Genomic DNA, 20,520 nt, shown 5'->3' on the forward strand with positions numbered 1-20,520 from the left:
TGTTTAAAATTATGTAGCCTTTATTCAGGACGGGTCAAAATGAGGTACAACGGTCTAGTGTATGATTTCGTTGCGTGTTTAAGCACTAAAGTTAGCAAATAAATCACAGATAGAAAGTCCGCGAGGACTTTCGGAAGTAGGCTCTAACTAGCAATGAATTATACATATTGTTGCCAGTAGTGTTTTATTCCGCCACAATCTTATTTATTCTCGGTTGTATAAACCAAATACCAATCGGAAAAAACCAAATCATAAAAAATTCACCCATATAATCATTCAGACTTACTTCTCGTTTCAATTCAGCCGTTTTTATTGTTTTGGAAGCGAAGTATAATTGGTAAAACATACAGAACATAGAGAATAAATGCAAGGGTAAAATAAAGAACATCATTTTTCCAATTATTCCACCAACAGCTCTATCTCCAGAAGAAATTCCATAAAAAGTTGTTCCAATTAAGATTAAAAAAAATGTTATATAAATTAAAGGGATGAAAAAGAATATTTTGAATTTTTTTAATTTCAATTTTATTTCATTAGGCATATATTTCTGTAATCCAATTCCAATTGACCAAAACCAACCAAAGAAAAATCCCATATAAATAAACATTATTATAGGAAATAATTTGAATGAATTAAACATTGTAGCTGGGTCTGGATTTCCATTTGAGCCAATATTGGAAAACATTGAAGTCATTATTATAATCTGAAATATAATTGGAACTCCAAACATTAAAATAAATAGTTGCCAATGTTTGGCCTTCAAAAATTTGTCTATCATATTGCGGTTGAGTTTACATTACTGGCAACTATAATATATAGAATATAAGCCCAATTTTAATAATACTCATTTCTATAGCTTCACCATTGAGTTGGGCACTATCAGAAAATATGGGATTTAGTAAGTAGTTGACATGAAAATTCCAGGTGTTATATCCAGCGCTAAGCATTAGCCCATATTGGAAATTATTAAAATCACTGTTATTCGTGTATCTATATTCGCCCTGTTCGCCTTTATAACTAGAAGTATCACTAAACACATAACCAAACTTAAAACCGCCGTAAATGCGCCAAAACGCGTAATCAGTTGGCGTGGAAGTACGCCATCTAAATTCAATAGGTAATTCTATAAGATGGAAAGAAAATTTGTTTTTGGAATAAGAGCTGCCCTCATCAAGAATCTCATACTGAAAATCACCGTTGCTATCTTCGGTAACCAATAAATTATGATTATAGGCATCAGTAGCATAGCCTAAACCGATACCAATAGCCTTATTTCTAGCTTTATTAATAGGAATATCTTTAATATACCCCGCATTAATTCCCCAAGAGAAACCATTTTGAGATAAGCCTTCAGGACGTTGGCTAATAAAATTATATGTAAGACCAGCATAAAAATGATCTTCCTTATACAGTGAATCTATCTCTGTAACAGGTACATCCTGTGCAAAACAAACTGGAACAGCACCTAGAAGAAAGAGTATAAAGAACGTAAATCGCATGATGTCTAACTAAAATATAATTTAAAGTATTAAAGGTATTAAAAAATAAAAGGCGTTTTGAAAAAATCAAAACGCCTTTATTATAAAATTAAGAATGTAAATTAATCTCTTCCAAATACACTACCCTTTTTAGTGGTATAGTTTATTTTAAGTGCATTAACCTTACGTAGTTCTTGTTTAATATCTCCAATTAATCCCATATTAGCATCTTTATCTACTTTTAAAGCCGTAGTAAGAAATGGCACTAATTCTTCTCTTTTAGAAGCTCGTTCTGCAGAAATAAAAGCTGCAATCTCGTTTACATCAGCAAATTTATCATTCAATTGAATTTTTGCCTCAGTACCGAACTGCTTATAATTTTGACTTGGTTTTCCAGCATAAATGTACATAACCAAATCCTTCTTATCCAGCTTTTCAACTTGATCTGCAAAAGGTAAATTATTCTCAATCATTAAAGTGTTTTGCCTCATTACTGTGGCTACCATAAAGAAGAATAATAACATAAATACAATATCAGGTAGAGCTGCTGTATTCACCGCAGGAACGCCTCCGTCTTTTTTCTTTTTAAATTTAGACATATAGTTTAAATGTTATTTTAATCTATTGAACTTCTGAAAGCTTCTGAGGATAATCAAGTTTAATTTGCTCAATTTGTTCCTTTAACTTCTCTTTATTTCCAGGCCAGTTTACATCATTATAATTGGCTTCCATTTCTTTAAATGGCTTACCGTATAATGATTGTGCCCTTTTATCTCTCAACTCACTATAAGCTGCAACCAATTCGTTTTGTACAGCAATGTAAGTTTTATAAGTCGTCTCACGTTCGTTCTTTAACGAAATAATAGCTTTGTCTGGATTATCAGATGAAGCTGGATCTTTTGTACCAGCACAGTAATCACAAGATCCATCGCCACCATTATCTAAAAATTCTTTAGCAGCTTGTCTTAAATCTTTAAGCTCCATTATTTCATCTTCAACTAACAACTGATCTTTACCGTTTAATAAAACAGTGAAGATATTCTTTTGTTTAATGATCACATCTTCGTCACTTTCTTCCATTGGAGGAAGTTTACGGTTAATACCCGAATCTGTTTCAATTGTTGTTGTTACTAAGAAGAAGATTAATAGTAAGAACGCGATATCGGCCATAGAGCCTGCATTTACTTCTGGTGATGCTCTTTTCGCCATAATTTATCTATTAATTAATTTTTTTGCTCCACCGTAAAGCATCGATCCAATTGCTAATACTGCAAGAATATAAAATGCATTCAATCCAGCACCCACAGTTTTTGAATCTGCCTCCGTGATGTCTAAACCTTTTTCATGAAAAGGTGTTAAATCTAAATCTGTTCCTGAAGACATTCCAAAAGCAATTACAAGTATTAATGCAAAAGCACCAACAGTTAATAATGTCTTTTTAATATTTCCGGCAAACAGACCTTTAATTACAAATAAGAATACAAGCAACAATACTATTCCTAACACGATGTAGGCAATGTATAGCATGTTTCCACTCATACCTGCAGCAGTCTCATCGTCACCTGACATAATCATTAGTGCAAAAATGGCACCAATAATAGCAAGGGCGAAAGCCACTATTTTTAATACTTTATGTAAACCCATAATTTTTAGTCTTTTAAATTTGTTACTCTTACTTTTTGTGTCTGATTAATAGATCCATTAACGTAATAGAAGCATCTTCCATGTTGTTAACGATACTATCGATCTTCGCAATAATGTAATTGTAAAAAATTTGAAGTATAATAGCTACTACTAAACCAAATACAGTAGTTAAAAGTGCTACTTTAATACCACCAGCTACAAGAGAAGGTTGCATATCACCAGCTGCCTCAATTTTATCGAAGGCTTGAATCATACCAATTACCGTACCCATGAACCCAAGCATTGGTGCAAGAGCGATAAATAAAGAAATCCAAGATACATTCTTTTCTAATTGTCCCATTTGTACACCACCGTAAGCTACAACAGCTTTTTCAGCAGCATCAAGACCTTCATCTGTTCTATCTAAACCTTGGTAGTAAATAGACGCAACAGGTCCTTTTGTGTTTCTACAAACTTCTTTAGCAGCTTCAACACCACCTGATGCTAAGGCATCTTCAACTTCTTGAGTTAATTTCTTAGTGTTTGTAGTAGAAAGGTTTAAAAAGATAATTCTCTCAATAGCAATAGCTAAACCTAGAATTAAACATAATAATACGATCCCCATGAATCCAGGACCCCCTTCAATAAATCTCTTTTTTAATTCTTGGTGAAACCCTAAAGTTTCAGCAGGCGCAGCATCGTCTTGTGTTATTGTAGTTGCTACAGTTGTCGCAGTAGTTGTACTTGCAATTGTCGTTGCATTAGCAGTTCCAAATACCATCATTCCTGTTATGGCAAGGATAGAAAATAATCTTTTCATGTTCTAGATCTTAATTTTATTAGTTAAAGGGTTAAAGATAAAAAAAAAAAGCAATTAAATAACAAAAATCTAGCAGAGAGAAAGGGATTCGAACCCTCGATACCCTTTTGAGGTATACACACTTTCCAGGCGTGCGCCTTCGACCACTCGGCCACCTCTCTATTTTATGTCATTTTAATTACGGGGATGAAATAACAAAAAAAACTTTGAACGCTAAAATTTTAAAGGTTAATTTTAAGACATTTCTCCACGTAAAGGCGTTTCATACATGGTTTTGAACTGGTTATCAGAAACATCCTGTCCCAACAAAAACATGGCTTTTCCAAGAGCTGCTTCAGTTGTTATGTCTTTCCCAGAGATGACTCCAATATTTTTCAAGGCGCTACTGGTCTCATAATGCCCCATCATTACACTTCCTCCTACACATTGTGTAATGTTTATTATATGAATACCCGATGAAATATTTTTTGTTAAAATTTTCAAAAACCAAGGTTCTGTGGTGCAATTTCCGGCTCCAAAGGTCTCTATAATGACCGCTTTTAAGCCTGGCGTATTAAAAATATTGGTAACAACAGCCTCTGTAATACCCGGATAAACCTTAATTAGGGCAATATTATTATCTAATTTTTTATGAACTTTAAGTTTTTTACGCTTACTCTGTTTATACAAATACTCGCAATTTACCTTTAGATGTACACCTGATTCGGCTAAATCGTGATAGTTAAAAGAAGAGAAAGCCTGAAAGTCTTCGGCATTGAGCTTAGTGGTTCTATTAGCCCGGTAGAGTTTATATTCAAAATACAAACAAACCTCTGTAATTAGTGGCTTCCCTTTGGTTTGTAGTGAAGCTACTTGAATGGAAGTTATTAAATTTTCCTTAGCATCCGTTCTTAAATCTCCAATAGGCAATTGTGACCCTGTAAACACCACAGGTTTTCCTAGGTTCTCAAGCATAAAACTCAAAGCTGAAGCAGAATAACTCATGGTATCACTACCATGTAAAACCACAAAACCATCAAAAGCCTCATATTGATCTTCTATAAGTTGTGCTATTTGTACCCATGCATCAATATCCATGTTGCTCGAATCGATAGGTTCTTTAAAAGATACCGTATCAATATCACAATCTAAGAGCTTCAATTCTGGAATCTGATCTAAAAGTGTTTTAAAATCAAAGGACTTTAAGGCGCCTGTTTTAAAATCTTTGACCATACCAATGGTTCCTCCAGTATAAATTAGTAAAATATTCGCTTTGATTTTCTTCATAATTTACACTTTAAAAACGTCTTTTGAGTTCTTGGTGGTGATTTCTGCTATAGTTTCTACGGGTACACCATATATATAAGCCATCTTTTCTAACACCTTTAATATATAGAGACTTTCATTGCGCTTTCCGCGGAAAGGCACTGGTGCCAAATAAGGCGCATCGGTTTCTAAAACGATATGTTTTAAATCGATTTCATGTAAAAACTGGTCGATTTTGCCGTTTTTAAAGGTCACCACACCACCTATACCTAGCTTCATATTATAGGATATGGCTTGACGGGCTTGTTCTAAGTTTCCGGTGAAACAATGAAATATACCGAATAAATCTTCCGCCTTTTCCTGCTCTAAAACTTCAAATATTTCATCAAATGCTTCTCGGCAATGAATAACAATAGGAAGTTTGTATTTTTTAGCTAAGCGAATCTGGTAAATAAAGGCTTCCTTTTGAATCTCTAAAGTGGACTGATCCCAATACAAATCGATGCCTATTTCACCTACCGCATAAAAATGACGTTTACCCAACATGGATTCAACATGTTCCAGTTCATCTTTAAAATTTTCTTTAACATGCGTAGGATGTAAACCCATCATCAAAAACATGTTTTCAGGGAAATCCTTTTCTAGCTGAAGCATGGCTTCGGTGTATTCAGAATCTATAGCTGGAATAAAGAATCTAGAAACGCCTTGTTCTATTGAACGCTTAATCATTTCATCGCGATCTTCGTCAAAAGATTCACTATATAAATGGGTGTGGGTGTCTGTTATAATCAAATGAAAAAGTTTAAAATTGAACCTAATTACGATTTAGCAAAAATAATCGTTTTTATAGGATTATATTTGTTTAAAACATATATGTTATGGAAACCTTGCAACAATTCCTCACCACAAAAGGCTATTCTAAAGTAAAATTACACCTCACAAAAACCAATCATTTTGAAATAAAAGCGACTATAAATGGTCAAAAGGGTCGTTTTATATTAGACACGGGCGCCTCAAGTTCTTGTGTGGGGTTTGAAGCCATTGAAACTTTTAAACTTCACGCTGAAGATTCATTGATTAAGGCAGCCGGTGCGGGAGCCATTGATATGGAAACTAAACTATCAAAAAAGAATAAGGTGAAAATTGGAAAATGGTCAAACAACAAGGTTATTCTTGTTTTATTTAACCTCACTCATGTCAACTCCGCTTTAATAAATCATAATTCTAAACCTGTTGATGGCATTATTGGCGCTGATATTTTAAAAAAAGGAAACGCAGTTATAGACTACGAAAAGAAATACCTATATTTAAGGTTGAGTTAATAGCCGTAAACCATGTACACCTCGATAACCATTGCCGATGATCACCCATTGATTCTTCGGGGCATATTAGTTTTTTAGAAGAAAAAGACTACGATGTCTTAGGCGATTCAGATGATGGCCGTCTGGACTACAACCAAATTATAAAACTCAAATCTGATATTGCCATATTAGACACTAATATGCCCGTTATGACTGGCTTGTAAGTTGCCGAACTCTGTCAAAAAAATAATATTCCCACAAAAATTGTATTACTCACCTTAAATATTAACGAATACTATTTCAACAAAGCCATATAGTACAAGGTTTCTGGTTATATTCTAAAGGAGCTTGCTCTGGATCAAATTGAGGAGTGCATTGATGCCGTATTAAAGGGAGAAACTTATTTTAGTAAAGAAATTGATGCTTATTTAGATCCTAATCATGTGGACAATCAGCCTACGGAAGCGATGTTATCATTAACTAATTCTGAATTAAAAGTAATTAAACTCATTTCTAAACACTACACCAGTCAACAAATTGCCGAAAGTTTATCAATTTCTGTAAGAACGGTAGACAAACACCGCAGTAATATTATTAAAAAATTAAACATTGGCCATGGCCCTACATCGCTAATACTATGAACCTTAAACAACAAAAGAGCACTTTTTAAGATAAAACACTAACGCGCATAGTGTATTTCGTCTATAATTTTAGCATTTAATAGATAAAAACCTGAATTCAACTAAAATACGTAGTAGTGCGTATTTTAAGTTTTGAATATAGGTTATATCTTCGTGTTGCTATTAATTCTTTTGAGAGAGAATTTTTTTATTAGACTCTGCATCGCTCAAACTGGTGCAGGGTTCTAAAAAATTTCAATCTCAAATTCTAAAAACTTACTCTCATGGAAAACAGAACATTTGACAGGTATTGCATAATAGCATTAACCGCTATTGTTGTTTTCATTTTAACAGTGAACATTTACGTATTTTTTTTCTAAGCTATTATCAATAAAAATATAAGCTGTTATCAACTAAAAAATTTGAAAAACAAAAAAGGGTGTTGTTTTAAAACAACACCCTTTTTTAATTTATTGACTTATATGTATTAAAGCTCTAAAGCTTTTTTAACGTCATTATTCATAAGGATTTCAGTAGGATTTTCTAGAGCTTCTTTAACAGCTACTAAGAAACCAACACTTTCTTTTCCATCAATAATTCTATGGTCATAAGATAAAGCGACATACATAATTGGTCTAATTTCAACCTTACCATCAATAGCAACTGGTCTTTCAACAATATTATGCATACCTAAAATACCACTTTGAGGTGGGTTAATAATTGGCGTAGATAACATACTTCCAAAAACACCACCGTTAGTGATGGTAAAGGTACCACCTGTCATTTCATCAACAGTGATTTGACCATCTCTTGCACGAAGCGCTAAACGTTTTACTTCAGCTTCAACACCTCTAAAACTTAAGTTTTCAGCATTTCTAATTACAGGCACCATTAAACCTTTAGGTCCTGAAACGGCAATACTAATATCACAGAAATCATAAGAAAGCATTTCTTTACCGTCCATCATAGAGTTTACAGCAGGATACATTTCTAAAGCTCTAACAACAGCTAAAGTAAAGAAACTCATAAATCCTAATCCAACACCATGCTTTGCTTTAAATGCTTCTTTATGCTCATTACGTAATGCAAAAATAGGAGACATATCTACTTCGTTAAAAGTAGTAAGCATTGCCGTTGTATTTTTAACCTCAACTAAACGCTCTGCTACTTTTCTACGTAACATTGACATTTTGCTACGGCTTGTTCCTCTAGAACCACCAGTTGGTGTTCCCATAGAAGGTACTGCCTTTACAGCATCCTCTTTAGTCACACGACCCGCTTTACCAGTTCCTGAAACCGCACTTGCTTCAATGCCTTTTTCAGCTAATATTTTCTTAGCCGCAGGGCTCGCACTTCCTGTAGCGTATGTATCTGCTGCAGGTGTTGCCTTTGGCGCTTCAGCAGCTGGAGCCGCTTCTTTTTTCTCTTCTTTTGCAGGAGCGTCTCCTCCTTCAGGTTTTTCAGCACTGGTGTCAATTAAACAAACCACAGCTCCTACCTCTACGGCATCACCTTCTTCTGCTTTTAAGGTAATCGTTCCGCTTACTTCGGCAGGTAACTCAAGAGTTGCCTTATCACTATCCACTTCAGCAATAGCTTGATCTTTTTCAACGTAATCGCCATCTTCAACAAGCCATGTTGCAATTTCAACTTCTGTAATTGACTCCCCTGGTGAAGGGACTTTCATTTCTAAAATCATTATTTTATAATTTTAATGGTATCTTATTTCTATTAATCTAACTATTTATATCAAACACAGCATTAATCACTTGTTGCTGTCTTCTTTTATCTCTTGTACTTGATCCTGGTGCAGGTACCGAGCTATAAGCTCTTGCACAAACATCAAGCTTTACAATTTCTAAACGCTGTGCAATATGCATCCAAGCACCCATATTTTTAGGTTCTTCTTGAGCCCAAATATGCTTCTCAACGTTTGGATAACGTTTTAATATCGCTTCTATTTTATCAACGTGTAGCGGGAATAACTGCTCAATTCTTACTAAAGCAACTTCTTCAGTGCCTAGTTCTTCTCGTTGTGCTAATAAATCGTAATAGAATTTACCTGTACAAAACACTAATTTTTTAACCTTATCAGGGTTTATCGTATCATCAATCACCTCTTGGAAACTTCCTGTAGCTAAATCACTAATAGAAGATATTGCCTTAGGGTGACGTAGTAAACTTTTAGGTGTAAATACAATAAGTGGCTTTCTAAAATCACGTTTCATTTGACGACGCAACAGGTGGAAGAAGTTTGCAGGTGTTGTACAATCGGCCACAATCATATTGTCATTACCACATAATTGTAAATAACGCTCTATTCTTGCCGATGAATGTTCAGACCCTTGCCCTTCATAACCGTGCGGTAATAAAACCACGATACCGTTTTGCGACTTCCATTTATCTTCGGCAGCCGATAGGTACTGGTCAAATATAATTTGAGCCCCATTACTGAAATCTCCAAACTGCGCTTCCCAAATGGTTAATGTATTCGGGTTGGCCATAGCATAACCATAGTCGAAACCTAATACCCCATATTCAGACAAGAAAGAATTGTAGATATACATTTCTCCTTTGTTCGCCGGGTTTGTATTTAATAAGTTAATACGTTCTTCTGAAATCTCGTCACGTAAAATGGCGTGTCTATGACTAAATGTTCCACGTTCTACGTCTTGACCTGATATACGTACGTTGAAACCTTCTTCAAGTAAACTTCCGTAGGCTAAAGTTTCAGCCATACCCCAGTCTAATTTATCGGTTTCAAAAACCATTTTTGCACGACCATCAAGAATACGTTCCGCTTTGCGTAAAAACTTCACGCCTTCTGGAACGGTAGATACCACTTTAGAAATATCTTTTAATTTATCTTGATTGTATGCCGTATCAGCCGTTTCTAGCATAGAATCAACCCCGCGACGCACAAATCCTGACCAACGCTCCATCATAAACTCACGTACTTTAGAAGAATCATCTTCCTTAGACTGTGTATAAGCCGTTTCTAATGTTTCTTTAAATTCTGCAACAATATTTGATGCATAATCTTTATCAATCGTATTTTCAGCAAGTAATTTATCGGCATATATTTTAAACGGATTAGAATGTTTAGAAATATGCTTGTATAATTTAGGTTGTGTAAATCTTGGTTCATCACCTTCGTTATGACCATATTTTCTATAGCCTAACAAATCGATATACACATCCTTTTTGTAACGCATTCTATAATCTAGAGCCAATTCTACAGCATGTACTACGGCTTCAGCGTCATCAGCATTCACGTGTAATACAGGTGATAAAGTCACTTTAGCAACATCGGTACAGTAAGTACTAGAACGGGCATCTAAATAGTTGGTTGTAAATCCTACTTGGTTATTTACAACAATATGAATGGTACCTCCAGTTTTATACCCGTTAAGCTGACTCATTTGAGCCACCTCATAAACCACACCTTGACCAGCAACAGCTGCATCACCGTGTACTACAATAGGAATAATTTTAGAATCATCACCATCATAATCGTCATCAATTTTTGCTCTAGTAATACCTTCGGCAACAGGAGCCACCGTTTCTAGATGCGACGGGTTAGGTACTAAATTCATCTTGATCGTTTTACCGTTTTGGTACGTTTTATCAAGTGTTAGACCTAAGTGATATTTCACATCACCGTCAATATGTTGATCTTCAAAATCTTTACCATCAAACTCGCTAAACAGCTCATTCATTGGTTTTCTAAAAATATTCACCAAGGTACTTAAACGACCACGGTGTGCCATACCTAACACACATTCTTTAACATCGTATTTTTTAGACGCGTAGAAAAGCACATTACTAATAGCTGGAATTAAAGATTCTCCTCCTTCTAAAGAAAAACGTTTTTGACCAACGTATTTAGTTTGTAAAAAGTTTTCAAAAGTAACCGCTTGGTTTAATTTAGAAAGGATGTATTTTTTAGTATCGGCAGAGAATGTTGGGTGGTTATCATTTTTATTCAATTGATCTTGCCACCACTTAATAACCTCTGGATTTCTTAAGTACATGTATTCTACACCTATAGAATCGCAATAAATACTATCAAGATGCTTTAGTATTTCTCTTAAGGTTTTTGGTCCAACACCTAAAACCTCCCCTGCATTAAAGCGGGTATCTAAATCACTTTCCGAAAGATCAAAATTACTAATATCTAAAGTTGGTGAGTAGCTACGTCTGTCGCGAACAGGGTTTGTTTTAGTAAACAAATGCCCACGCATTCTATACCCATCAATAAGTCTTAACACATTAAATTCTTTCTGAACGTGTTCTGGTACTTGGGTTGAAACGCCTTCAACGATCTCACCATCTAAACCGTAGTTTTCAGCACCAAAATCATAACCTTGAAAAAAGGCTCTCCAGCTAGGTTCTACGCTATCTGGGTTCTCTAAATACTGATTATATAAGTCAGAAAAATACGCTGTGTGTGCAGCGTTTAAAAAAGAATATTTATCCATTGTTAGTATTAATCTCCTGTAGTTTTTCAAAAAATATTCCTCAAAAATACAACTTTTAGTAAAATTAGATGATTCTTTGCCTATATTTATAGCTGCTCATCTTCATTTAACGAATATGACTAAAATTGTGTTAATTTATTAATGAAATATGATTTTAAACAAAGCTTTATTCCGTTTCTTTAAAAAGACAGCTTTAGTTCTAGTTGTTTTTTCCTGCTACTCTATAAATATTAACGCCCAACAATCTCAAAACAATTTTTGGGACCAAGTTTACTTTGGTGGTAATATCGGACTCAGTTTTGGGAACGAATTTTTCAGCGGAACCTTGGCACCTAGTGCCATTTATCAATTTGACGAACATTTTGCCTTAGGACTTGGATTAAATGCCACTTTTAACAGCCAGAAAGACTTTTACAAATCGACTATACTTGGAGGCAGCCTCATAGGCTTGTATAACATTATTCCTCAAATTCAAGTTTCGGCAGAATTTGAACAACTCAACGTGGACAGAAATTACGATTCAAGAACCATTTACAGAGATGAAAACTACTGGGTTTCAGCTTTATATTTAGGCGCAGGGTATCGCACCGGGAACATTACCTTTGGGGTTCGATATGATGTTTTATATGATGATAACGACGGTATTTACTACAGCCCATGGTCTCCGTTTTTTAGGGTCTACTTCTAAAAACCAAGGCATTCCTTGAATTTAAAATTTCTTTTTTTCATATAGAAACCTTTATTAACATGGTGATAAATCATGATTTTTATCATAAATAATCATGAATAGAGATGTTATTTTTGCTTATGAATATTCAATTTATGAAAACAAGTTCAAAAATTTTAACAACAGTATTGATCACAGCATTAATAGGCTGTGGTGGCAAGGAAGAAAAAAAGAAATCTGGCTTTTCTTATGAAACTCACACGCCATCAGAAGCTAGTGTTACCAAAGAATCTGAGACGGCACCTGCCTCTCAAACCATCGACTTAAGCAATAAAGGCATTGGTCCTGTGACTGCTTTAGAATTAAACGGCTCTATTGACGCCAATCTTGCAAAACAGGGTGAAAACCTATTTAAAAGAACATGCACCGCTTGTCATAGGCCAAATAAAAAATTTATAGGACCAGCTCCAAAAGATATATTAAGCCGAAGAACTCCAGAATGGGTTATGAATTTCATTTTAAACCCACATAACATGGTAAAAGAAGACCCTTTGGCTAAAGCTTTATTAGAAGAGTACAATGGCTCACCAATGCCTGTACAAATAACATCTGAAGACGAGGCTAGAGCACTTTTAGAATACTTTAGAACACTTTAATATCTAAAAAGCCTAGGACTGAAATACTGCCCCGTATTTCAACCTCTCTTCCTATTAGTGGGTATTAAAGTAAAATCAAGAAACCAACAAACTAAGAGATCCCTCTTATATTTAACCATTGATTTTCCTTTTTGCCAAAAAAAAACGCGAAGCATCTGCTTCGCGTTTTGATTTATTATATATAAACTGAAATTTAATCGGCTAAAATAATAACTCTATTATCTTTCAATTCCAATGTTCCTGATTTAATATCAATCAACAACACTTTATTATCTACCATATGTGGTTTTACATCTGGATGTAATTTATCATAATCTAGGTGAGACTGAGTATGTACTCTAACTTTCACGGTTCCTTCAGTAAGTAAAGACACTATAGGCGCGTGATTTTTCAACATTTGAAATTCACCCTCAACACCTGGTACAGTTACAGAATCAACTTCTGAACTGAAAAACGTAGCTTCTGGCGATACAATTTCTAAATACATATTTTATATAGTTGTTTGTTATTGGTTATTGGTTGTTGGAAAATTGGATCACTAACACCTACAAACCATTAACTAATTTATGCCTCTGCTAACATTTTATCTCCAGCTTCAATAGCCTCTTCAATGGTTCCCTTAAGGTTAAAAGCTGCTTCTGGCAAACGATCTAATTCACCATCCATAATCATGTTAAATCCTTTAATCGTTTCTTTAATATCAACTAACACCCCTGGAATTCCTGTAAACTGCTCTGCTACGTGGAAAGGTTGAGATAAGAAACGTTGTACACGTCTTGCTCTACCTACGGCTAATTTATCTTCTTCAGATAACTCTTCCATACCAAGAATCGCGATAATATCTTGTAATTCTTTATAACGTTGTAATAACTCTTTTACACGTTGTGCACAAGCGTAATGCTCATCACCTAAAATATCGGCAGTTAAAATTCTTGAAGTAGAATCTAATGGGTCTACTGCTGGATAAATACCAAGCTCAGCAATTTTACGAGATAATACCGTTGTTGCATCTAAGTGAGCAAAGGTTGTTGCCGGTGCTGGATCCGTTAAATCATCTGCAGGTACATATACAGCTTGTACCGATGTAATAGAACCTCTTTTAGTTGAAGTAATACGTTCTTGCATAGCACCCATCTCTGTTGCTAATGTTGGCTGATAACCTACAGCAGAAGGCATACGACCTAATAATGCAGACACCTCAGAACCAGCTTGTGTAAAACGGAAGATGTTATCTACGAAGAAAAGTACATCTTTCCCTTGACCTTCACCAGCTCCATCACGGAAATATTCTGCAATAGTTAAACCAGATAATGCTACACGAGCACGTGCTCCAGGAGGCTCATTCATTTGTCCGAATACGAAAGTTGCTTTCGATTCTTTCATTTTAGACTTATCAACAGTTGATAAATCCCATCCACCTTCTTCCATAGAATGCATAAAATCATCGCCATAACGGATAATTCCAGATTCTAACATCTCTCTTAAAAGGTCATTCCCTTCACGAGTTCTTTCTCCAACTCCAGCAAATACTGAAAGTCCACCGTGACCTTTTGCAATATTGTTAATCAACTCTTGAATTAATACTGTTTTACCTACACCGGCACCACCAAATAATCCAATCTTACCTCCTTTTGCATAAGGTTCAATAAGGTCGATTACTTTAATACCTGTAAATAAAACTTCAGTAGACGTTGATAAATCTTCAAATTTTGGCGCCTCACGGTGAATCGGCAATCCCGCTTCGCCATTTTTTGGTAAGTTACCTAAACCATCAATAGCATCACCAATTACATTAAATAAACGTCCGTAAACATCATCACCAATCGGCATTTGAATAGGAGATCCTGTTGCAACAACTTCGACCCCTCTACTTAAACCATCAGACGAATCCATTGCAATAGTACGAACTGTATCTTCACCAATGTGAGATTGTACTTCTAATACCAATAGAGAACCATCGGCTCTTTTAATTTCTAATGAATCGTAAATTTTTGGAAGCTCTGATTCCGAAGCGAATTGAACATCGATAACCGGACCTACTATTTGTGCAACTTTACCTGTAACTTTAGACATTACTTATATGTTTAATATTATGCAATTTAATTGGTTGAAAACTCTTCTGGTTTTCGCGCTGCAAAGATATATTTTTTAATTTAAAAAGAAAGTTGTTTTTCTTGCTTTTTTAAGATGAATACTTCGGCATTATTTAGAATCTGATTTTATATCCCTACAGAAATCTATTATTTGATAAATAGCGTCCATTTTTTTGCTAAAAACAAAAAACCCTGCAAATATAAATTTGCAGGGTTAATTATATTAAAAAGAAATGTTCTTAATTAGAATAGAACAAATTCATTTTATAAACTAGCGTTAATCCAAGTCCAAGTAGATATATCTAAAGCTACTGCATCTTTTCCTGAATTAAGCGTATATAACGTTGTTGATCCTGGAACCAAAGTAGCATCAGCAGCAGCACCATTAATTTGAACATTAGATAAATCACCATTATCAGCCATATCTACATCTGTATCGTATCCAGATAAATGAAGACCTGTAATTGACCCACCAGATAATTTTTTAAACTGTAACGCTTTACCTCCTACAGTAGAAATTGCTGTAATGTTAGTAAACGTAGGGTTTCCATTATCTTTATCACCTTCAAATACTGTAGAGAATCCAGCAACCGTGTGCTTGATATAAGCATTTGTAACTGAACCACTCCATTCTTCAGTCCAGTCAATAGAATCATCATCATTGTTCTCTAAGTATAAGTTTGAAGCAGAAACAGTCCCTCCAAAAAACTCAACACCATCATCAGAACCATTAATTACTGAAATATTATCAATTGTTGTTTTAGAACCAACAGCATAAAGTGATAAACCGTTGTATTGAGATTCAGAGTTAATTTGAGCTCCAGTTCCTTTTAACACTAAATAAGTAATAGACCCCGAATTATCTTCAACCTCAGTTCCACCATATTCGAAACCTCCAACTTCAGCTTCAGCATTAACGCCAGCAGAAGTAGTTGCTTTACCGCAAATTGTTAAACCTCCCCAGTCACCACCTTGACCAGCAGCAGAAGCAATAACTACAGGATTAGTAGCCGTACCTTGAATATCAATTTCACCACCCATTAATACAGCGATGTAAACTCCAGTACCACCATCACGAGCAGTAATTTTTGTACCTGCAGGAATCGTTAATTTACCACCATCTTGAACGATGTAAGAAGAAGTTAAAGTATAGCTAACTGAAGCATCTAAAGTAACATCTCCTGTTACAGCTCCTTGTAAAACATTAGAATCGAAAGACACATCTGAATCTACCCAATCAAAAGAATTCACATCTACTGTAGGAACAACAGGTGCATCAAGTGAATAATAGAAAGTATCATCATCTCCTGAATCTGAAATTGATACTGGTGTTAAGCCGTCTGCAAAAGTAATATTCACACTTGGATCAACGCCATCAGCCATATCTAAATCGATATCATAACCGCTTAAAGATAATCCTGTAATGGTACCACCTGATTCTTTTTTGAACTGTAAAGCTTTACCTCCTACTGTTGAAATTGCAGTAATATTAGTAAATGTAGGGTTACCGTTATTTTTATCACCTTCAAAAGCAGTAGAGAAACCTGCTTTAGTATGTAAAATATAAGCATTTGTAACTGATCCACTCCATTCTTCAGTCCAATCGATAGAATCATCATCATTATCTTCTAAGTAAAGATTAGATACAGATACTGTTCCACCAAAAAATTCAACACCATCATCAGCACCATTAATTACAGCAAGGTTTTCAACGATAGTTTCAGAACCAACACCGTAAAAAGACACTCCGTTATACTGTGACTCTGAATTAATTTGAGCTCCAGTACCAACAATTTGCAAGTAGTTAATTGCACCTGAATTATCTGCTTCGTTAGTTCCTCCATATTTGAAACCACCAACTTCAGCTTCAGCATCAACACCAGCAGAGGTAGGAGCCTCTCCACAAATGGTTAATCCACCCCAATCACCAGGATTCCCATCTACGGAAGACATTACAACAGGGTTATTAGCATTACCGTTAACATATATTTCACCACCTTTTAATACAGCGATGTAAACATCTGTTCCACCATTATCGGCAAGAATTTTTGTTCCAGCAGGAATATTTAAAACAGCTCCTTCGTCAATGATAAATTGACCAGACAGACTGTAAACCACTGAAGGACTTAAAGTGTAGGTTTCTTTAAGTGTTCCATTAAGTATTCCATCTTCTAAGTTCATAATAACATCTGAATCCCCTTTTTCAATTGGATCTGGATCATCTGAACTACAACTTGTTAAGTTAACAGCAGCAACTAGAGCTACTAAACTAAATAATTTTAGAGTTAATTTTTTCATTTTTAAATCTTACTTGTTTATTAAAATATTTGTTTGATTTCCTCTGCAAAGAACTACGTTTTCTATTGTTATAGCTTTAATAGAACATTAAACGTAAGTTACTAATGTTGACAAAATTTAACACTTTTGTTATCTAAAGGTTAACTCTTAAACGTAATTAAATGCAACATCTCAATTGCAAAAAACTTGAAAAACACACCTAATAATAGTGTACAAAAAAACCCCAAGATGTTCATCTAGGGGTTTAATTATGAATATGTTTTGCAAAGCCTTAAAAAGTTAATCCTAAACTAAGGCTAAGCAAGCTACCATTTCTATAAGAACTAACAACTTCGTTTGTTTCTATACCAGTAGCTAAGTTTCTTACTTCTTGAGTTTGTTCAATTTTAGGATTTAATAAATTTCTACCAATAAACTTTAATTGTAAATTTTCCGTAAGTTCTTTAGTCATTACTAAATCTAAAGTAAAGAAGCCTTTTTCAATAATTTCATCATTATATAGCACATCACTATTATTAAAATCTTCTGGAGCTCCTAGTGCAAATATTTTATCTGAAGAATAGTTTCCAGTAAACGCAGCAGAAAACTCCCTTTCAGTTTGGCTGTTAAAACTTAATGAACCGTTCAAGATTAAATCTGAAGCACCTTGCAAACCTGTTTCAGTAACATCTTTATATTGATACTCCTTGAACAAGTCTTGACTAAACCACATTTTAGTAATATTAGTGTTAAAGTTCAAGATTGCCTCATCATTGTCATTTTCGATTAAATTTAAACGCGCTTCAATCTCAACACCTAAAACATCAGCTTTTTCTCCAGTATTTGAAAATTGAAAGATTCCTGCCGAACCACGAGTTAAAGCTAAGTTTATCGGATTTTTAATATTCTTATAAAATGCTGTTGCAGAAAACAACTCTCCAGATTTTGGAAAGAATTCCCATTTTAAATCTGCATTAAAAACTTCAGACTTTTCTAAATTAGGATCTCCACGAGTCACACGACCTGTTGGCGACACATACTCAAAAGGAGATAACTCTTTAAACTCTGGTAATGTTTGGGTTAGACTACTTGCAAAACGCAGAAAGCTTTTATCGCTTAATTCATATTTTAAGTTCGCACTTGGGTAAATACTGTTGTAATCTTTATTCACAGAACCTACACGCCCCACATAGTTTGCTACATCCCAAAGTACGTTTATCTCATCTCTTTCATAACGCACACCAACGTTTCCTGAAAACTTTTTGTTTAATCCAAAATCAAGGTTTGCATAACCAGCTAACACCGTTAAATCTGCATCATATCGATCTGGATCACTATCTCTTAGAACAAGACCATTTTGAAAATTCGCTTCAGTAAAAGTTTGAGAAAAATCATCTACAGTAGGGACTTGAAAACCACGAGCTCTCACACCTACAAATTGTGAACTAAAAACACGTTCCTTTCTTCTAAAATTAGCCCCTAAATTTAATTTGTACCCACGGTTGTCTTCTTCGTCTAACTTACCAAAGGCAATTTGATCTTTTAAGTACGCGTTATACTCAGTATCTTCAATCTTTTGATTTGATTTACGTTGTTGAAAATCACCCACGTGAGCATATTGCACATAATCTGTAGTCACATTATCAGTCTCTGGACTATAAATATTAGCTTCATTTCTCACTCTATTTGGCTCTTCAGCTAACACATAGTTATAACCTCCTGCCCATTCAAGCTTATTAGTTTCACTTATTTTATGAGTACCATGAAGTTGATTCACAAGCAACGTGGTTTGTTTGAAATTTTGATCTCTTACAAAAGCCTGCTTTTCTTTAGGGTCCTGATCAAACACATAGCCTTCTCCATTTCTACCCTGCTCATAAACATTATCTGAACTTTTATTAACCGCTAAACTTGTTACTTTTATTCTGTGATCATTGTTAAGTTTCAATCCAATATTTAAATACCCTGTAGAATTTGTTTTCGCTGTAAAATTTTCAACATCATTAAAACTATTATCTAAAACGTTAGATCTATATGTTTTAAAAATTCCGCTTTGATATTCGTATGCTTTAGAGTGAGAACCACCAGCAAAGAATGATAATCTTTTACCAAACACATTAAATTTGGTTCCGCCACCTAATCTCAAACTATAGTTATTAGTATGATCTTGTACTAGAGGGTCCCAACCTTGCTTCGTAATCAAATCAACAGTAGCATATTGTTTTTTATGAAAACCAAAATTAACATCGTCTGAAGCCACACTTCTTTTAAAGTTTCCATCCATCCCTAACACATTTGTATTATAACTAGAACGAAAACGTGCCGAAATGGTTTTTTTAGAAAATTCTTTTGAATTTACATCAACATTACCCGAGGTTTGATCGGCATAACTTCCAGTATCATAAGTTTTACTAATTCCCACATTTTCAATAACATTTGTTGAGAATAAGTTTAAATTGATATTTTTATTATTAACATCATCAGAAGGAATTGGTAAGCCATTCATCGTCGTAGATAAATAGCGATCTCCTAATCCTCTAATATAAATTTCACCTGAGCCTTCACTTTGTGTAACTCCAGATATTTTAGTTGTTGCAGCAGCAGCATCAGACACGCCAACCTTTGAAAGGCGTTCTGCTCCAATACTTTCTTTAATAACAACGGCTTTCTTTTGTTCTAATAATAAAGCCGTTTCACTTTCTCTTTTTGTTGTTGTTGTAATCACAACCTCATCTAAAGAAGCTGCACTGGCACTCATTACCACATTAACGTCTGTTGTTTTACCGCCTACTATGGTAACTTCTACTTCTTGAGTTTGGTACCCTACAAAACTATATAGTAACGTATAGGTTCCTGGCTCCATATTATCGAAGTAGTAAAGTCCGTCAAAATCTGAAGTGGTTCCTGTTGTTGTGCCTTTAACTAATACATTGGCGAACGCGAGCGGCTCGTTATTGTATTCTTTGTCGGTTAATTTGCCTTTAACCGAACCGGTAGTTTGCGCAAATGCAAATGCCGTAGTCATGATTGTAAATAATACTAATAAGTTTTTCATTGTTTTTGTCATAATTTCACGCTGCAAAGAAACCATAGGACTTTAATTCTAGTGTTACCTCATGATTAAAGAACCGTAACAAAAGTGTTATGTTAAGGTTACCCTAAAATGAATAAAACAGTAAAGCTATTTACATTGTGTTAACATTGAAAAACCTAAAAAAAGGCGTAATGGACAAAATGGTTGGTCTTTTTACTCTTTAAT

At 34.7% G+C, this 20,520-nt stretch carries 18 protein-coding genes and 1 tRNA gene; 4 read left to right on the forward strand and 15 right to left on the reverse strand.

Annotation, left to right across the window (positions count from 1 at the left end; translation table 11 throughout):
* Positions 1-184 precede the first annotated feature (184 nt).
* From F6U93_RS01715 to F6U93_RS01755, 9 genes are all read right to left on the reverse strand, one after another.
* A complete protein-coding gene (locus F6U93_RS01715) occupies positions 185-778 on the reverse strand; it encodes a hypothetical protein (protein WP_150936249.1) in 594 nt (197 codons plus the stop codon).
* Between the two features lie 28 nt (positions 779-806).
* Positions 807-1,499, reverse strand: a complete 693-nt coding sequence (locus tag F6U93_RS01720; protein ID WP_150936251.1) for a porin family protein — start codon at positions 1,497-1,499, stop codon at positions 807-809.
* Between the two features lie 101 nt (positions 1,500-1,600).
* Positions 1,601-2,077 carry an ExbD/TolR family protein gene (locus F6U93_RS01725; protein ID WP_150936253.1) on the reverse strand — a complete coding sequence of 159 codons (477 nt, stop codon included), beginning with the start codon at positions 2,075-2,077 and terminating at the stop codon, positions 1,601-1,603.
* Between the two features lie 22 nt (positions 2,078-2,099).
* Positions 2,100-2,687: an ExbD/TolR family protein gene (locus tag F6U93_RS01730; protein ID WP_150936255.1), complete on the reverse strand. Its 588-nt coding sequence runs from the start codon at positions 2,685-2,687 to the stop codon at positions 2,100-2,102.
* Between the two features lie 3 nt (positions 2,688-2,690).
* Complete coding sequence (locus F6U93_RS01735) at positions 2,691-3,122, reverse strand: hypothetical protein (protein WP_150936257.1); 432 nt, start codon at positions 3,120-3,122, stop codon at positions 2,691-2,693.
* A gap of 28 nt (positions 3,123-3,150) precedes the next feature.
* Positions 3,151-3,921: a MotA/TolQ/ExbB proton channel family protein gene (locus F6U93_RS01740; RefSeq protein WP_150936259.1), complete on the reverse strand. Its 771-nt coding sequence runs from the start codon at positions 3,919-3,921 to the stop codon at positions 3,151-3,153.
* A 73-nt stretch (positions 3,922-3,994) separates the two neighbouring features.
* A tRNA-Ser gene (locus F6U93_RS01745) sits at positions 3,995-4,082 on the reverse strand.
* Between the two features lie 73 nt (positions 4,083-4,155).
* Positions 4,156-5,187, reverse strand: a complete 1,032-nt coding sequence (locus F6U93_RS01750; protein WP_150936261.1) for an asparaginase — start codon at positions 5,185-5,187, stop codon at positions 4,156-4,158.
* 3 nt (positions 5,188-5,190) lie between these two features.
* The gene (locus F6U93_RS01755; RefSeq protein WP_150936263.1) at positions 5,191-5,958 is read right to left on the reverse strand and encodes a TatD family hydrolase; all 768 of its coding nucleotides are present in this window, start codon (positions 5,956-5,958) and stop codon (positions 5,191-5,193) included.
* Positions 5,959-6,044: 86 nt separating this feature from the next.
* Here F6U93_RS01755 and F6U93_RS01760 point away from each other — a divergent pair, with 86 nt between their 5' ends.
* Both F6U93_RS01760 and F6U93_RS14765 read left to right on the forward strand, forming a co-directional pair.
* The gene (locus tag F6U93_RS01760) at positions 6,045-6,488 is read left to right on the forward strand and encodes a retropepsin-like aspartic protease family protein (protein WP_150936265.1); all 444 of its coding nucleotides are present in this window, start codon (positions 6,045-6,047) and stop codon (positions 6,486-6,488) included.
* Between the two features lie 422 nt (positions 6,489-6,910).
* Positions 6,911-7,108 carry a response regulator transcription factor gene (locus F6U93_RS14765; protein ID WP_225312501.1) on the forward strand — a complete coding sequence of 66 codons (198 nt, stop codon included), beginning with the start codon at positions 6,911-6,913 and terminating at the stop codon, positions 7,106-7,108.
* Between the two features lie 466 nt (positions 7,109-7,574).
* Here the strand turns inward: F6U93_RS14765 and odhB are convergent, their stop codons facing one another.
* Together odhB and F6U93_RS01775 are read right to left on the reverse strand one after the other, a co-directional pair.
* Complete coding sequence (gene odhB / locus F6U93_RS01770; RefSeq protein WP_150936267.1) at positions 7,575-8,786, reverse strand: 2-oxoglutarate dehydrogenase complex dihydrolipoyllysine-residue succinyltransferase; 1,212 nt, start codon at positions 8,784-8,786, stop codon at positions 7,575-7,577.
* Between the two features lie 37 nt (positions 8,787-8,823).
* Complete coding sequence (locus F6U93_RS01775; RefSeq protein WP_150936269.1) at positions 8,824-11,568, reverse strand: 2-oxoglutarate dehydrogenase E1 component; 2,745 nt, start codon at positions 11,566-11,568, stop codon at positions 8,824-8,826.
* 148 nt (positions 11,569-11,716) lie between these two features.
* On the opposite strand from F6U93_RS01775, the gene F6U93_RS01780 reads away from it, so the two are divergent.
* Positions 11,717-12,256 carry an alpha-ketoglutarate decarboxylase gene (locus tag F6U93_RS01780; RefSeq protein WP_150936271.1) on the forward strand — a complete coding sequence of 180 codons (540 nt, stop codon included), beginning with the start codon at positions 11,717-11,719 and terminating at the stop codon, positions 12,254-12,256.
* 134 nt (positions 12,257-12,390) lie between these two features.
* Positions 12,391-12,891, forward strand: a complete 501-nt coding sequence (locus F6U93_RS01785) for a c-type cytochrome (RefSeq protein WP_150936273.1) — start codon at positions 12,391-12,393, stop codon at positions 12,889-12,891.
* Positions 12,892-13,084: 193 nt separating this feature from the next.
* On the opposite strand, the gene F6U93_RS01790 is transcribed toward F6U93_RS01785, so the two are convergent.
* The 4 genes from F6U93_RS01790 to F6U93_RS01805 form a co-directional block, all read right to left on the reverse strand.
* Positions 13,085-13,378 (reverse strand): F0F1 ATP synthase subunit epsilon, encoded by a 294-nt coding sequence (locus F6U93_RS01790; protein WP_150936275.1) that lies wholly within the window; start codon positions 13,376-13,378, stop codon positions 13,085-13,087.
* A gap of 77 nt (positions 13,379-13,455) precedes the next feature.
* A complete protein-coding gene (gene atpD, locus F6U93_RS01795) occupies positions 13,456-14,964 on the reverse strand; it encodes a F0F1 ATP synthase subunit beta (RefSeq protein ID WP_150936276.1) in 1,509 nt (502 codons plus the stop codon).
* Positions 14,965-15,248: 284 nt separating this feature from the next.
* The gene (locus F6U93_RS01800) at positions 15,249-17,282 is read right to left on the reverse strand and encodes a hypothetical protein (protein WP_150936278.1); all 2,034 of its coding nucleotides are present in this window, start codon (positions 17,280-17,282) and stop codon (positions 15,249-15,251) included.
* 271 nt (positions 17,283-17,553) lie between these two features.
* A complete protein-coding gene (locus F6U93_RS01805; RefSeq protein ID WP_150936280.1) occupies positions 17,554-20,316 on the reverse strand; it encodes a TonB-dependent receptor in 2,763 nt (920 codons plus the stop codon).
* Positions 20,317-20,520 lie beyond the last annotated feature (204 nt).

The sequence above is a fragment of the Pseudotamlana haliotis genome (assembly GCF_008806375.1).
Lineage (GTDB): Bacteria > Bacteroidota > Bacteroidia > Flavobacteriales > Flavobacteriaceae > Pseudotamlana > Pseudotamlana haliotis.

Coding starts and splice junctions, on each gene's coding strand:
- F6U93_RS01715 (WP_150936249.1), bottom strand. CDS start 778: ATGATAGACAAATTTTTGAAGGCCAAACATTGGCAACTATTTATTTTA.
- F6U93_RS01760 (WP_150936265.1), top strand. CDS start 6,045: ATGGAAACCTTGCAACAATTCCTCACCACAAAAGGCTATTCTAAAGTA.
- F6U93_RS01775 (WP_150936269.1), bottom strand. CDS start 11,568: ATGGATAAATATTCTTTTTTAAACGCTGCACACACAGCGTATTTTTCT.
- F6U93_RS01800 (WP_150936278.1), bottom strand. CDS start 17,282: ATGAAAAAATTAACTCTAAAATTATTTAGTTTAGTAGCTCTAGTTGCT.
- F6U93_RS01780 (WP_150936271.1), top strand. CDS start 11,717: ATGATTTTAAACAAAGCTTTATTCCGTTTCTTTAAAAAGACAGCTTTA.
- F6U93_RS01750 (WP_150936261.1), bottom strand. CDS start 5,187: ATGAAGAAAATCAAAGCGAATATTTTACTAATTTATACTGGAGGAACC.
- atpD (WP_150936276.1), bottom strand. CDS start 14,964: ATGTCTAAAGTTACAGGTAAAGTTGCACAAATAGTAGGTCCGGTTATC.
- F6U93_RS01785 (WP_150936273.1), top strand. CDS start 12,391: ATGAAAACAAGTTCAAAAATTTTAACAACAGTATTGATCACAGCATTA.
- F6U93_RS01730 (WP_150936255.1), bottom strand. CDS start 2,687: ATGGCGAAAAGAGCATCACCAGAAGTAAATGCAGGCTCTATGGCCGAT.
- F6U93_RS01805 (WP_150936280.1), bottom strand. CDS start 20,316: ATGAAAAACTTATTAGTATTATTTACAATCATGACTACGGCATTTGCA.
- F6U93_RS01720 (WP_150936251.1), bottom strand. CDS start 1,499: ATGCGATTTACGTTCTTTATACTCTTTCTTCTAGGTGCTGTTCCAGTT.
- F6U93_RS01740 (WP_150936259.1), bottom strand. CDS start 3,921: ATGAAAAGATTATTTTCTATCCTTGCCATAACAGGAATGATGGTATTT.
- F6U93_RS01790 (WP_150936275.1), bottom strand. CDS start 13,378: ATGTATTTAGAAATTGTATCGCCAGAAGCTACGTTTTTCAGTTCAGAA.
- F6U93_RS01735 (WP_150936257.1), bottom strand. CDS start 3,122: ATGGGTTTACATAAAGTATTAAAAATAGTGGCTTTCGCCCTTGCTATT.
- odhB (WP_150936267.1), bottom strand. CDS start 8,786: ATGATTTTAGAAATGAAAGTCCCTTCACCAGGGGAGTCAATTACAGAA.
- F6U93_RS01725 (WP_150936253.1), bottom strand. CDS start 2,077: ATGTCTAAATTTAAAAAGAAAAAAGACGGAGGCGTTCCTGCGGTGAAT.